Source organism: Amphritea sp., from assembly GCF_050300915.1.
Taxonomy (GTDB): domain Bacteria; phylum Pseudomonadota; class Gammaproteobacteria; order Pseudomonadales; family Balneatricaceae; genus Amphritea.
In genome coordinates, this window is the sequence record NZ_JBNKYN010000058.1 from 13,484 (window position 1) to 27,321 (window position 13,838).

At 52.4% G+C, this 13,838-nt stretch carries 12 protein-coding genes; 2 read left to right on the forward strand and 10 right to left on the reverse strand.

Going from position 1 to position 13,838, the window contains the following annotated elements; translation table 11 throughout:
- Positions 1–129: 129 nt before the first annotated feature.
- The gene (locus tag ACQY8X_RS14720; protein ID WP_428035897.1) at positions 130–966 is read left to right on the forward strand and encodes a 6-carboxytetrahydropterin synthase; all 837 of its coding nucleotides are present in this window, start codon (positions 130–132) and stop codon (positions 964–966) included.
- An 87-nt stretch (positions 967–1,053) separates the two neighbouring features.
- Here the strand turns inward: ACQY8X_RS14720 and ACQY8X_RS14725 are convergent, their stop codons facing one another.
- From ACQY8X_RS14725 to dksA, 10 genes are all read right to left on the reverse strand, one after another.
- On the reverse strand, positions 1,054–2,235 hold the full coding sequence (locus ACQY8X_RS14725; protein WP_428035898.1) for an acetyl-CoA C-acetyltransferase: 1,182 nt from the start codon (positions 2,233–2,235) through the stop codon (positions 1,054–1,056).
- A 328-nt stretch (positions 2,236–2,563) separates the two neighbouring features.
- Positions 2,564–3,412 carry a pantoate--beta-alanine ligase gene (panC, locus tag ACQY8X_RS14730; protein ID WP_428035899.1) on the reverse strand — a complete coding sequence of 283 codons (849 nt, stop codon included), beginning with the start codon at positions 3,410–3,412 and terminating at the stop codon, positions 2,564–2,566.
- A 5-nt stretch (positions 3,413–3,417) separates the two neighbouring features.
- Complete coding sequence (gene panB / locus ACQY8X_RS14735) at positions 3,418–4,209, reverse strand: 3-methyl-2-oxobutanoate hydroxymethyltransferase (RefSeq protein ID WP_428035900.1); 792 nt, start codon at positions 4,207–4,209, stop codon at positions 3,418–3,420.
- Positions 4,210–4,339: 130 nt separating this feature from the next.
- On the reverse strand, positions 4,340–4,843 hold the full coding sequence (folK, locus tag ACQY8X_RS14740) for a 2-amino-4-hydroxy-6-hydroxymethyldihydropteridine diphosphokinase (RefSeq protein ID WP_428035901.1): 504 nt from the start codon (positions 4,841–4,843) through the stop codon (positions 4,340–4,342).
- On the reverse strand, positions 4,836–6,248 hold the full coding sequence (pcnB, locus tag ACQY8X_RS14745) for a polynucleotide adenylyltransferase PcnB (protein ID WP_428035902.1): 1,413 nt from the start codon (positions 6,246–6,248) through the stop codon (positions 4,836–4,838). The genes folK and pcnB overlap by 8 nt, the downstream gene beginning before the upstream one ends.
- 541 nt (positions 6,249–6,789) lie before the next feature.
- Positions 6,790–8,193, reverse strand: a complete 1,404-nt coding sequence (locus tag ACQY8X_RS14750) for a sigma-54-dependent transcriptional regulator (protein WP_428035903.1) — start codon at positions 8,191–8,193, stop codon at positions 6,790–6,792.
- Positions 8,194–8,249: 56 nt separating this feature from the next.
- Positions 8,250–11,153 carry a sensor histidine kinase gene (locus ACQY8X_RS14755; protein WP_428035904.1) on the reverse strand — a complete coding sequence of 968 codons (2,904 nt, stop codon included), beginning with the start codon at positions 11,151–11,153 and terminating at the stop codon, positions 8,250–8,252.
- Positions 11,143–11,319 carry a hypothetical protein gene (locus ACQY8X_RS14760; RefSeq protein ID WP_428035905.1) on the reverse strand — a complete coding sequence of 59 codons (177 nt, stop codon included), beginning with the start codon at positions 11,317–11,319 and terminating at the stop codon, positions 11,143–11,145. The genes ACQY8X_RS14755 and ACQY8X_RS14760 overlap by 11 nt, the downstream gene beginning before the upstream one ends.
- Positions 11,319–12,194: a tRNA glutamyl-Q(34) synthetase GluQRS gene (gluQRS, locus tag ACQY8X_RS14765; protein ID WP_428035906.1), complete on the reverse strand. Its 876-nt coding sequence runs from the start codon at positions 12,192–12,194 to the stop codon at positions 11,319–11,321. Before gluQRS ends, ACQY8X_RS14760 begins: the two co-directional genes overlap by 1 nt.
- Positions 12,195–12,232: 38 nt before the next feature.
- Positions 12,233–12,661, reverse strand: a complete 429-nt coding sequence (dksA, locus tag ACQY8X_RS14770) for an RNA polymerase-binding protein DksA (RefSeq protein WP_299205284.1) — start codon at positions 12,659–12,661, stop codon at positions 12,233–12,235.
- 370 nt (positions 12,662–13,031) lie between these two features.
- Here dksA and ACQY8X_RS14775 point away from each other — a divergent pair.
- A partial coding sequence (locus tag ACQY8X_RS14775; RefSeq protein WP_428035907.1) for an aminotransferase class I/II-fold pyridoxal phosphate-dependent enzyme occupies positions 13,032–13,838 on the forward strand: 807 nt, incomplete at its 3' end.

Here is a 13,838-nt window from a genome sequence, read left to right on the forward strand (position 1 = left end):
CGAATTTCATCTGCCTGTTATCAAAAAAGAGCTAGTATACCGGTACCAGACGGAATGCAATAGAGCTGGTAATCAGCTAATATACGCCGCCCGATTATTCACTTATTTAAACTGACTGTGTGACTGCCTGTGAAGCTTTTTGTAGATAACCTGACCAACGTTGACTTTTCCTACCTGCATCCGCAAAGAGGTCTGCTGGGCGAGTCCTGGCTGGTGCAGCTGGTACTGGACGGCAATTTGAATGAGCAGGGGATGATCTGTGACTTTGCGATTGTCAAAAAAGCGGTAAAGCAGTGGTTTGATAACTGTATTGATCATGGCTTAGTTGTACCCACGGGCATGGCCAATCTTCGCGTCACTCAACAGGAGGGGGAAACTACGGTGACCTGGCAATACCCTGACGGGGGCGCGTTTTTCTGCCGCTCACCCGCGCAGGCGATAGTGCTGGTGGATCTTGATCAGGTGACTGAAACCAGCCTGGCTAAGTGGTGTAAAGATCAGCTGCTGGCGCTGTTTCCTGATGAGGTGCAAGGGCTGGAGATCAGTTTTGTGCCTGAGGCGATCAGTGGCGCTTTTTATCACTACAGTCATGGTTTGCAGCAGCACGATGGTAACTGTCAGCGCATCGCCCACGGACATCGCTCGCGAATTGAAATCTATCTCGATGGGCAGCGTGATACCGGCGTTGAGCAGCAGTGGGCTGAAACCTTCCATGATATCTATATCGGTACCCGTAGCCATCTGCTGGCTGAGCCATCTGTCGAGCATCATTATCAGTATGATGCGCCTCAGGGGCAGTTTGAGATCCGCTTGCCAGCAGAACATTGCTACCTGATCGAGACCGAAACCACCGTAGAGCAGATCGCCTGTCATCTGGCAACGCAGGTTAAAGCTGAACATCCGGATCGTGAGGTGATGGTGAGAGCGTTTGAAGGGGTCGGCAAGGGTGCTATTGCCACTGCCTGATTGTTGCGCAAGACTTGTCTTCATCGTGACGAAGTAAAAAAAAAGCCCCGACTGATCAGTCAGGGCTTTACTGTTTTCAGAACGCTATTATGCGCGCTCAATAGCCAGTGCAGTACCCATACCACCACCGATACACAGTGTAGCCAGGCCTTTTTTCGCGTCGCGACGAGCCATCTCGTGCAGCAGAGAAACGAAGATACGGCAGCCTGAAGCACCGATTGGGTGACCCAGAGCGATTGCCCCGCCGTTAACGTTAACCAGCGTAGTATCCCAGCCCAGATCTTTGTTAACCGACATCGCCTGCGCAGCAAAGGCTTCATTGGCTTCGATCAGTTCCAGATCATCCACGCTCCAGCCCGCTTTTTCCAGCGCTTTCTGTGTAGCGCAGATTGGACCAGTACCCATGATTGATGGGTCAACCCCGGCAGAGGCATAGGCTTTGATAGTCGCCAGAACCGGCAGACCCAGTTCAGCTGCTTTCTCAGCAGAGCACAGGATTACGGCAGCAGCACCATCGTTGATTGTGGAAGAGTTACCCGCAGTCACCGTGCCATCTTTTTTGAAGGCTGGGCGCAGCTGGCCCAGCGCTTCTGCGGTGGCACCAAAACGTGGCTGCTCATCGGTATCAAATACAACGGGATCGCCCTTACGCTGAGGAATGACAACCGGAATAATCTCGTCTTTGAATTTGCCTGCTTTAATCGCCGCTTCAGCTTTGTTCTGGGACGCTGCGGCAAAGGCATCTTGCTCTTCACGGGTGAAACCGTACTTTTCTACGATATTTTCGGTAGTGATACCCATGTGGTAGTCGTTGAACGCATCCCACAGACCATCTTTGATCATGGTGTCGACCATCTTCCAGTCACCCATGCGGGCACCGTTACGGGAGTTCGGCAGCAGGTGAGCGGACATGCTCATGTTTTCCTGACCACCGGCGATGATCATTTCAGCATCGCCACAACGAATTGCCTGCGTTGCCAGTTGCAGTGCTTTCAGACCAGAACCACAGACTTTGTTGATCGTCATGGCGGGTACTTCAATTGGCAGACCTGCATTGATAGTTGACTGACGGGCAGGGTTTTGTCCGCAGCCGGCGGTCAGAACCTGACCCAGAATTACTTCATCAATCTGGTCAGCCGAAATTCCGGACTTTTCCAGCAGACCTTTAATAACGGTAGCGCCAAGATCGCTGGCAGGAACTGATGCCAGAGAACCATTAAAATTACCTACAGCCGTACGGCCTGCGGCTACAACAACAACATCACGCATGATCATTCCTCTTGCTTATAAGATTGCCGCGGTAGTGTAGTCACGTTGTGTGACTCTTTAATGGCAGGTCAGTCAGTAACCGGTCAGAAACACTCAGCAGCTTTTTTTGTAGTAATCATATTGGTGCAGTGCAGTACATCATAGACAAAAGGCAACTGCAATGGGGTTTTCCCCGTCTGGCGGCATGTAGAATAAAAAAATGACGCCAGATAGAGAAATTTAGCAGTTGTTTCGTCAATTACCAAGCCGACTAAAGGTGAATACTCTTTAATCGGCCTGGAGGAGCGGAGCAACGAAAGCTTCCCGCGGTCAATGATCAGCTTACGGGTCAGAGGTCGATAACCATATTGTCAATCAGGCGCGCTTTACCCAGGTAAGCGGCGGCCACCAGTATGAGTTGCGTATCTTCAGCTCTTGCGGGTTGCAGGTCCAGACGGTTGCAGATGGTGTAGTAATCCCGTTTAAAGCCAGCCTGCTCCAGTCGTTTTTGGGCCTCCTCTTGCAGCGCTGGATAATCGCGATGGCCGGAACGGATCTGCTTGATAGTATGGCAGATGGTCTGGTTCAGGGTAGGGGCTGTGGCCAATTCCGCTTCGGTCAGATAACCGTTACGGGAGCTGAGTGCCAGTCCATTCTGGGCCCGGGCAATCGGCGCACCGAGGATCTCAACCGGCAGAAACAGGTCTTCAGCCATGCGGCGGATAACCAACAGTTGTTGAAAGTCTTTCTCACCAAAGATCGCGACATCTGGCTGGACGATCCCAAACAGTTTGCAGACTACCGTGGCTACACCGCGAAAGTGTCCTGGACGGGTGGCACCGCAGTGGATATCAGAGATACCCGGTACTTCGATGAGTGTCTGGATGACCTGGCCGTTGGGGTACATCTCATTAATATTCGGCGCAAAGAGATAATCGCAACTGGCGGCTTCCAGCTTTTCCTGGTCTGCTGCCAGGGTGCGTGGGTAGGCATCCAGATCTTCGTTCTCACCGAACTGCAGTGGATTAACAAAGATGCTGGCGACGGTGATATCAGCATGATTGTTGGACTGGTGGATCAGCTGAATATGGCCGGTATGCAGATTGCCCATGGTTGGAACAAAACCGATTTTTTTGCCAGCACGGCGCTCCTCACCCAGTGCTTCACGCAGCTCGGCGATTGAATAGATAGTTTTCATGTTTCTTAGAATCCGTGTTCCGGTCCGGGGAAAGTACCTGCTTTGACTGCGTCAGCATAGGCTTTAAAGGCTCCCGCGATATCATTGCTGTCAGCCATAAAGTTTTTTACAAACCTGGGGCTGCGGCCCGGAGTGATGCCGAGCATATCGTGCATCACCAGCACCTGAGCGTCGGTTTGAGCGCCTGCTCCAATGCCGATAACCGGAATATCGACCGCTTTGGTGATCTCACCTGCCAATAGCGCCGGAACGCACTCCAGCAGCAGCATTGCCGCGCCTGCCTGTTCCAGCCGTACAGCGTCTTCAATCATCTGCTTTGCCGCGCTGTCGTTGCGGCCCTGAACTTTGTATCCGCCGAGCACGTTGACTGCCTGAGGGGTTAGCCCCAGGTGTGCGCACACCGGAATCCCACGTTGTGCCAGCAGGGTGATAGTTTCATCCAGCCAGGCAGCGCCTTCCAGTTTGACGATATGGGCACCCGCCTGCATCAATGCAGCAGAACTGTCCATTGCTTGTTCGGGTGTTCCATAGCTCATAAAGGGCAGGTCCGACATGATCATCGAGCCCTGATTACCCGCTTTTACGGCGGCGGTATGGTAAGCCATCTCTTCGACAGTGACTGGCAGCGTACTGTCATTGCCCTGTAAAACCATGCCCAGGGAATCGCCCACTAATATCACCTCAACACCCGCGGTGCTGATAAGGTGGGAAAAACAGGCGTCGTATGCGGTTAACACCGCAAACTTTTCACCGGCCTGTTTACGAGCCATCAGTGTATGAAGGGTAATGCTGCTCATAAGAGAACCTGCTTATTTATTACTCAGACGGGGGGGATTATACATAGCCCTTTTCGGTTTAACTATTATCTATTGTGCATAGCGATGATAATCATTATAAGCATTTGTTTTATAATGATTTATTGATTATTTAAATTCGCTCAAGCGAGCCTTTTTGGCAGTTTTCGAGGCACTCTGCGAGACTTTTCTGGTTGGGAATGTGCAGTTGCGGTGCGATTTCTGCCAGGGGATAGAGCACAAAACTGCGTTCCTGAAGGTAGGGATGGGGGACGGTTAAACGCTCATTATTGATCAATTGATCACCATAGAGCAGCAGGTCCAGATCCAGGGTGCGGGGACCCCAGTGTTGAATTCTGACCCGCTGATGTTGCTGCTCAAGTGCTTGCAAGGCATCCAGCAGGTCGAGTGGTGAGAGCGTTGTTTCAAGGCTGGCTACCGCGTTGATGTAATCGGGTTGGCCTGGGGGGCCTACCGGGTCACTACGATATAAGCTGGAAGGGGTCAGATTACGACACTGGGGTAAACGATCAAGCTCAAGCAGGGCCGTGGATACCTGAGTAACCGGGTGTTCCAGGTTACTACCAAGGCCTATAAAGCACCGGGTCCAGTGGTTTGAAACGTGGGTTTCAGCCATTGTTGTGTTCTTGCTGTTTTGCCGGTCCGCGGCGTCTGCGGCGTCGCTTAGGTGCTTCATCCTTAGGAATCTCGCGGGCCATATGGCTGCGTATCTGCGGGTTCTGGGTTTGGTAATCGGTCCACCATTTGCCCAGGCCATCTAGTGCTTCACCGCTGTTTTCCCGCAGCATCAGCAAGTCGTAAGCGGCCCGGAAGCGGGGGTGTTCCATCAGGCGGTCAGCCCGTTTACCCTGGCGGCGCGGCAGGCGGAACTGTAGTTCCCAGATCTCTCTGATTGGCGTCGAGAAACGCCGGGGGATAGCTGTTTGGCGGATCTGCTCCCCGATCACCTGATTAGCGGCCTCGTGCATCGCCGGAACCGTATGCAGCCCCTCTTCTTTCTGGAGCTGATTCATCCGCTGCTGCATGGGATACCAGAGCAGGGCGGCAAACAGAAAGGCCGGGGTGACACTTTTATCCTGCTGAATCCGGCGATCGGTATTCTGCAAGGCGTTAAGTATCAGTTGTTCTACCGGCGCCCCTTGAGGATGCTCAAGACTAGCAGCCGTTTGACTGAAGACATGTTCCAGCAGCCCGTATTTACGGAACTGGTGGTAGGACTCAACACCATGACCAGACTGGAATACTTTCAGTACCTCATCAAATAGGCGGGCAGGGGCGATATCTTTGAGCAGATAACCCAGCTCATATAGTGGGGCTTCGGTTTCCGGCTCAATACTGAAGCCTAGTTTGGCGGCAAATCGTGCCGCCCTGATCATCCGTACCGGATCTTCCCGATAGCGGGCATCCGGATCACCAATCATGCGCAGAGTGCGGTTTTTCAGGTCGCTGAAGCCGTTGGTGAAATCGTAAACGCAGTGATCTTTAGGACAGTAATAGAGGGCATTAACGGTGAAGTCGCGACGCAGGGCATCCTCTTCAATGGTGCCATAAACGTTATCGCGAACGATCATGCCACTGTCGTTTTGCCGGCCATGTTCTCCGTCGGTATTGGTCGGGTGGCTGTCATGGCTGGCACGGAACGTTGCGACTTCGATCATATCCCGGCCAAAACGAACATGCAGTAGCTTGAAGCGTCGGCCGATCAGTCGTGAGCGACGAAACAGAGCGTGAGCCTGTTCCGGAGTGGCATTGGTGGCAACGTCGAAATCTTTGGGTTGCTTGTGCATAAGCAGGTCGCGGATACAACCACCGACCAGATAGCCTTCGTAGCCTTCATCCTGCAAGTGATATGCGGTCTTCATCGCCGCATCGTTCAGCTGGCGGCGGGAAATCTGGTGGATCTCTTCCGGGATAAGCAGAGGGCCGCTGTGTTGCTGGCTGGTTTTGCTGGCCGATTGCTTTCGATGACTACCAAACAATTTGCGGATAAACGAGCCTATAGGTGATGAGTTTTTGTCCATATATCACTGAAAAACTTACGCAGAAACAAGAGCGCAGAATAATAGCATGAAATCCAATCAAAAAATGCAGTTTAGGCCGCAGTTTAACGGATCATTAATGCAAACAGGGGCTTGGTGGTAAAGGACAAAAGTAGATGGGTAAGCTGATCGCTTTTAGACAACAACTCAGACTTAGCTTGTTATTTTTATTTCTAAGAGCACTGATTCGGGACCGTTGTATTGGGTGTCAATTCAGCGATCAGCTTTTAGAGCCTCATTTTTATTTTTATTCGAGGCAGGTTACTTATCAGTTCATAATCTGGGTTTTATTTTTATTATGATTATCGACTGTAAGTGTTTTTCTTCTTCTTGATCTATATAGAGCAGTAGTTGTGCCAGTTTTTATAACTTGTTGTTTTTATTTAATTTAATATTTTTATCTATCGTTTGTTACCGGATTTCAAAAGTGAGGGTAACAAAAAGTGTTACCATTTTACTCATGCTGCACTTGCTCAGTGGGGGATAAGTAACACTTCTGCCGTGGTGACTTATCCCCTGAAACTTAGCTAAGGGGATCTTCTTTAGACTTTCGTGGAATGCCCAGTTTCTGGCGGCGCTCCCATAAACACTTGCGACTGACGCCCAACTTTTTGGCCAGCTTGGTTTCGCTCATGCTGTCCTGATTTTCCAGTACGAATCGCTGGAAGTAATCGTCCAGTGACAGGTTTTGTTCGGTTCTGCGCTCTCTCGGGTCGGCTTCTGCAATCAGGGAGCGGCCACTGGCAAAACTGGATTCCAGTTCAGCCAGAGAACCAGACTCGATGTCGAGACCGAGCAGGTCGGTGGTGATGCTGTGATCGTCCGCCAGAATCACTGCCCGCTCGATAGCGTTCTGTAGTTCTCGCACATTGCCGGGCCAGTTATAACGAACCATCGTCTGGCAAGCGTCTTCACTGAAACTTAGCAGGGGAGACCCCAGCTTTTCACAACTCTTTTGTAAAAACTGCTGAGCGATCTCAATAATATCTTCACCCCGCTCACGTAGCGGCGGCATTTGCAGTTCCATGACATATAGCCGGTAATACAGGTCTTCGCGGAACTCGCCGGTTTTCGCCAGCGCTTTCAGGTTGCGGTGGGTTGCAGCAATCAGGCGGACATCGACGTGGGTCGATTTAACGGCACCCACGCGGCGAATCTCTCCCTCCTGGAGGAAGCGCAGTAAGCGTGCCTGGGCTTCGAGAGGCAGCTCACCTATCTCATCAAGGAACAGGGTGCCGCCATTGGCTGCTTCAATCAGGCCGTTGCGGGCAGAGTCCGCCCCGGTAAAGGCGTCTTTTTCATGACCAAACAGTTCAGATTCTATGAGTGTTTCGGGGATCGACGCACAGTTAACCGATACCATCGGTGAGCCTGAGCGAGCGCTTTGCTGGTGGATCGCCCGGGCTGCCAGCTCTTTACCGGTACCTGATTCACCCTGAATCAGGACCGTAGCATCCGTGCGGGCGACCTTATGGATCCGACTGAAAAGGTTTTGCATCGCGCTGCATTTGCCCACCATCTGGTTTTCGGGTAGCGGGTGCGGGTTGCCCTGTGGCTGTGCTGTTTTATCTTCAGCCCCCCGCAGTTTGATGATATTGGCGATGGTTTCCAGTATTTCATCGTGATCAAACGGTTTGGCAATATAATCCACAGCCCCCAGTTTCATCGCGTCAACAGCGGAACGCATACTGGCATAACTGGTCATAATCACCACCGGCACCGCTTTGGCCAGATTGATAAGGTCGGTTCCTGGTGCGCCGGGCAGGCGCAGGTCACTGATGATCAGATTATAATCTTTGAGGTTGAATAAACTGGTTGCTTCGTCGACGGATCCAGCGTCGTCAACCGTGTAGTTGTTGCGTTCCAGCAGTCGCCGGAGTGCAGCACGTATAATAGACTCATCTTCTACGATCAGAATGCGGCTCATTCGGTTTACCTTTGCTTCTTGTCCTCTGGTCGGCAGGTGTTTGTTATCTTACAAACTTAATCCTGCAAAGTGACCGGGAGGGTGATAACCACCTGAGTGCCATTGTTCTGATTTTTATTGGCGGGACTCACTATGTTAATACTACCATAATGCTCCTCAATGATGTTATAGACCAAAGGCAGCCCGAGTCCAGTTCCTTTTCCTGGGTCTTTAGTGGTAAAGAAGGGCTCAAATAGTTTGCTGTGATGCTCTGGTGAGATGCCGCTGCCCTCATCGTTGACCCTGATCTCGATTGAGTTGGCGTTCTGTTCCGCTTCCAGCCAGACCGAACTATCAGTAGGCGAGGCATCGCAGGCATTGTTGATCAGGTTGACAAATACCTGCATTAGTCGCTGCGGGTCACCACTGATATTCAGTGCGGCATCGATGTTGTTGATCAGTTTAATCTCTCTGCTGCGGCTATCCATCGACACCAGATGCAGGGCTTCGTCGGTCAGCTCTTTCAGGTTGATATGTTCCTCAAATTGCTGGCTGTCGCTCTGGCCGGTATGGGCGAAGCGAATCAGTGACTGCACGATACGGGTGATGCGGTTGGTCTGAGCAACGATCTGTTCACCACTTTCGAGGACTATCTCATCGTCGGTTTCATATTTCAGATTTTGCGCCAGGCAGGCAATGCCGGTGACCGGATTGCCGATCTCGTGTGCCACCCCGGCGGCAAACCGGCCAATCGATGCAAGACGTTCGTTATGGGACAGACGGTTAACCAGAATTTGGTTTTCGGTTTCGTTCTCTAATAGAATAACCATCGATTCTGAGTTGTCCGCTAAGCTGGCTTTATGCAGACTAAGCCAGCAATTTTCTCCATTGATCAACAGATGCTGAGACAGCAGATGGTTTTGTTCCTGACTGGAAAAATCGTTCAGCAGCTCTCCCCAGGGGGAGGGCAGGCTGATCAGTTTTTTGGTTAAAACAGCCGAGTTCTGCAGTCCGGTGAACTGCTCCATCTCTTCATTCCAGAAGATAATCTGCCCTTTCTCGTCCAGCGAACAGGCACCGACAGGCAGGCGTTGCAGTGTCATCCGGTGATGGCGGCGCAGGTTGTCCAGCTCTGCCGCCAGACCGCTGAGGCGGGTCTGATAGTTTTCCAGCTGACCTTCAAGAAGGTGGATGTCCCGGGTGCGATACTGATCCAGAGAGTCCTTGCGGACCTGCTGATTTAACAAGGCGCTGGCTTCGACGGGGCCGAATAGCGCGCTCAGCCGACTTTCGATCAGGGTTCTCAGTCGCATCAGGTCGATAGCGTTCAGTTCGCCGCTAACAATATTCAGTTCTTGCAGGGCGTGTTCAATCTCTTTCTGAGCCGTTGCTTTGCCCAGTCGTGAGCTTAGCATGGTGACCAGTTCATCACTGTGGCTAATGTTCAGTTGCGGGCCGATGGGGCGCTGCAGGCTGTTATGCAGGCAGGCACTGGCGCTGGAGATCTCCTCCTGGGAGCTGCGGGTCAGAATCGAGCCCAGCAGAAAGACGGTAATGTTTGCGGTGAGCGCATAGATGGCTATCTGGTGCCAGTTGTGTTGATCGAGAATTGATGAATCATTACTCAACGCGCCGCTGAGCAGCCCGGTGAACATGGAGATAATCCAGATTCCCATGCCAACAACCAGCCCCAGACAGAAACCGGCGCGATTGGCTCCGGGCCAGAATAGTGTGGCGAGAATGCCTGGCAGAAACTGCATAAAGGCGATGAACGCCAGAGTGCCCAGCCAGTGAATGTTATAGTTAAGGCCTACCTCGGTGTAAAACAGGTAACTACCCAGCATCATGATAATAATCAGTATGCGCCGGAGCCAGAGTAACCGGGAGTAGAGTTTCTGCGTCGACAGCGGAGGAATCAGCGGCAGAATAAGATGGTTCTGTAACATTGAGGCGATCGAAATGGTGGCAACAATGATGATACCGCTGGCGGCCGTCAATCCGCCAATGAACGCCAGAGTCGTGAGAAAGTTGGACTCCAGCTTTATCCCCAGGTGGAGAATCAGGAAGGCTGGCTGGTCCGCCACCCCCAGTTTGATCCCGGCCCAGAGAATAGGCGGAACGGCCAGTGCCAGTATCAGCAGATAGAGCGGTACGCCCCAGCTGGCCTTGTGCAGGCTATTAGACGAGGTGTTTTCGGTAAACATCATGTGGAAGGTGTGGGGCATCACAATGATGGCGGAGAAAAACCCTAATAGCATTGTGCGCCACAGATTGCTGTCCAGCTGAGTGGCGAATACTGCCTGCTCTTGTGGGTGCTGCTGCAGCCAGAGATCGAGCCCGCCAGGCCCGTCCAGCACGTTGTACAGGGCATAGATGGCGATGGTTACAATGGCGAACAGCTTGATTAGCGAGCCTGTTGCCATCGCAATGATCAGACCGGTACGGTTATAGCGCAATGATGGATTGCGGGCGCCTACCAGAATGGTGAACAGTGCGATCAGGGTGCAGAAGCCGATGGCGATCTGGTCGGAGGAGAAGTCCTGATTAAGAATGTGCAGTGAATCGGAGACTGCCTGAATCTGAATGGAGATAAGCGGCAGAATCGCAATCAGAGAGAATAGCGCCGTGAGTGTTCCTGCTGTCGCTGAACGAAAACGAAACGCAAACAGGTCGGCCAGTGAGCTTAACTCGTAGGTGCGGGTGATGCGCAGTATTGGGATTAGAATCACCGGTGCCAGAAAGAAGGCCGCCGATGCGCCCAGGTAGGACGCGAGGAAACTATAGCCGGACTCTTTAGCGATTGCGAACGCGCCATAAAAGGTCCAGACACTGGTGAATACGCCCAGCGACAACACATAGGTGAGCGGGTGATAGATGACACGCTTGGGGATCCAGCCCCGTTCAGTGATGTAGGCGGTACCAAACAGCGCAGCCAGATAGGCGATGGCGATCAGCAGCAGAGAGGTCAGATTAAAATTCATCGCTGCGCCGTCTCCGTTCCAGAATGGCGAGTATCAGAATAAGCGCGGCCCAGATGATGTAAGGCCGGTACCAGGGCGTTGCTGAATCAGGCCACCACTGATCGAGAATTGGTGAGAGCAGATAGCCACCGATGACCAGGACGATCAGTACGCGGTAAAAATGCATCAGCACTCCTCCAGAATAAAGCCTGTGGTTTTAGGAACAGCGTTGATATCCCAGTGGCGTGTGGCCCAGGCCAGGCACTCTTCGACACTGCTGTCCGCTAACGCTGGCGGCGGTTGTTGTCCGAGAAACTTCAGCGCGCGAATGATCAACTGACGTGCCTGGTTATCATCCAGTGCCGGAGCGAAATTCTGCTTACTGAGTTTTTGTCCCTGTGTATTGGTCGCCACCGGAATATGCGCATAAGCCGGTTGATGGTAACCCAGTAGTCGTTGCAGATGTATCTGTTTCGGTGTCGAATCGAGCAGGTCGGAACCGCGGACGATATGCGTCACCTGTTGCTGCGCATCATCAATAGTGACCGCTAGTTGGTAAGCAAACAAACCATCCCGGCGGAACAGAGTGAAATCTTCTGTCCGGTGAGCAAATTGCTGAGCACCCTGTATCCGGTCATCGAAGGGGTAATCCTGCTCACAGTGAATGCGAATAGCGCAATCCTGACTTGTCGACGGTGGGTGGTTACGACAATAACCATCATAGAATGTGCCGCCACTGCGCTTTAGTAAGGTTTGTCGGGAGCAGTTGCAGCGATAGGTTGTGCCGCGTTCGGTCAGTTGGGTGAGAATATCGTTGTAGAGTGCATGGCGATCGCTCTGGCGAATGACTTCACCATCCCATTGCAGGCCAAACTGTTCGAGCGACCGGAGAATGCTATCGGCGGCTCCGGCAACCTCTCTGGGCGGATCAAGGTCTTCAATACGCAGTAGCCAGCGGCCATTATGGGCACGGGCGTCAAGATAGCTGGCAAGTGCTGCCAGAAGGGAGCCAAAGTGGAGCGGGCCAGTGGGTGACGGGGCAAAACGACCTGTATAGACCATTGTAAAAGCGGCTGACTATCGAGTCAGCCGCGATCAGATCAGATACCCAGCTGTTTCTCTTTAATTTCAGCCAGCGTTTTGCAGTCGATACAGAGTGTTGCGGTAGGACGGGCTTCCAGGCGTCGCACGCCGATCTCTACGCCGCAGGCATCACAGTAGCCATAATCATCTTCATCGATGCTTTCCATCGCTTTAGAGATTTTGCTGATCAGTTTACGTTCCCGGTCACGGGTGCGCAGTTCCAGGCTGAACTCCTCTTCCTGGCTGGCCCGGTCGCTGGGATCAGCAAAGTTGGTTGCTTCTTCCTGCAGATGGTTAACGGTACGGTCTACCTCTTCCATCAGTTCCTGTTTCCAGGAATTCAGAATTTGGCGGAAATGATCTTTTTGAGCATCGTTCATGTACTCTTCGCCATCCTTAATCGGATAGGGTACAAAGTGGGTGAACTGTGTTTCTTGATTCGGCATAGTTCTGCCTCGCTTCTCTCTACAGGTCGGGCGATTGTGCCCGAACGCTTACCAACGGCTATGATGCTGAAGGTGTTTAAACCAACCATCAGAAGGGTGCTGAAGTTACCAGAACCTTTGCGTTTTCACCAGCCCCCAGATCAAAAAACTGTAAATCATCTGCAACGGTCACATGGGTGGGTTTTTCAACCCGTTGTGTGACGAGCGTTATTCAAAGCGGCACAACATCTAACTATAGCAGCGATTAGCCGTTGTATAGTTGTTGACCAGAGAGGGCTATATGATTCTGAGTAGAGGAGTTCTGCTTTAACGTTATGACTAATGTATAATCCCGGCCATTCAAAAACGGTCAACAGGGGAGTCGCCTGTCATGAATAACTGGTCGGATCGGGTAGCTGATATCGAGTCTTTCAAAGTAATGGATCTGCTGAAGCGTGCCAAAGAGCTGGATGCTCAGGGACATGATGTTGTGCATATGTGTGCCGGGGAGCCGGATTTTGCGACACCGGCGCCCATTGCCGAAGCGGGTATTGCGGCGATTCGTGATGGCCACACCCAGTACACCCCGGCAGCGGGTATTCCGCAGCTGCGCGCCGCGATTGCCGCTTTTTATCAGCAACGTTATGGCCTTAATATTCCGGCAGAGCGGGTGATTGTTACGGCGGGGGCTTCGGGTGCGCTGTTGATGGTGTTTGCCATGCTGGCTAACCCGGGGCAGACGTTCATGATGGCAGACCCGGGTTATCCCTGTAATCCACGCTTTTTACGGCTGCTTGAGGCCCGTGGTCAACTGGTTCCGGTAACCGCTGCGGATAATTACCAGCTGACGCCTGAGCTGATTGAGCAGAACTGGAATGATAATACCGGGGGGGTACTGCTGGCATCACCGGCGAATCCCACCGGCAGTGTGGTGCACCGCGAGCAGCTGGAACTTATTGCGCAGACAGTCAAGAGTAAAGGCGGTCATCTGGTGGTGGATGAGTTGTATCACGGTCTGACCTATGGCTTTGATGCGACCTCGGTACTGTCGGTGGATCAGGATGCGTTTGTGCTGAACAGTTTTTCAAAGTATTTCGGTATGACCGGTTGGCGACTGGGCTGGCTGGTGGCGCCTGAGTATGGTGTGGAGGCGTGCGAGCGCATTGCTCAGAATTTGTATCTGTCCTCGCCGGCACTG

Coding starts and splice junctions, on each gene's coding strand:
- panB (WP_428035900.1), bottom strand. CDS start 4,209: ATGAGCAGCATTACCCTTCATACACTGATGGCTCGTAAACAGGCCGGT.
- folK (WP_428035901.1), bottom strand. CDS start 4,843: ATGGCTGAAACCCACGTTTCAAACCACTGGACCCGGTGCTTTATAGGC.
- panC (WP_428035899.1), bottom strand. CDS start 3,412: ATGAAAACTATCTATTCAATCGCCGAGCTGCGTGAAGCACTGGGTGAG.
- ACQY8X_RS14760 (WP_428035905.1), bottom strand. CDS start 11,319: ATGCATTTTTACCGCGTACTGATCGTCCTGGTCATCGGTGGCTATCTG.
- gluQRS (WP_428035906.1), bottom strand. CDS start 12,194: ATGGTCTATACAGGTCGTTTTGCCCCGTCACCCACTGGCCCGCTCCAC.
- dksA (WP_299205284.1), bottom strand. CDS start 12,661: ATGCCGAATCAAGAAACACAGTTCACCCACTTTGTACCCTATCCGATT.
- pcnB (WP_428035902.1), bottom strand. CDS start 6,248: ATGGACAAAAACTCATCACCTATAGGCTCGTTTATCCGCAAATTGTTT.
- ACQY8X_RS14750 (WP_428035903.1), bottom strand. CDS start 8,193: ATGAGCCGCATTCTGATCGTAGAAGATGAGTCTATTATACGTGCTGCA.
- ACQY8X_RS14755 (WP_428035904.1), bottom strand. CDS start 11,153: ATGAATTTTAATCTGACCTCTCTGCTGCTGATCGCCATCGCCTATCTG.
- ACQY8X_RS14725 (WP_428035898.1), bottom strand. CDS start 2,235: ATGCGTGATGTTGTTGTTGTAGCCGCAGGCCGTACGGCTGTAGGTAAT.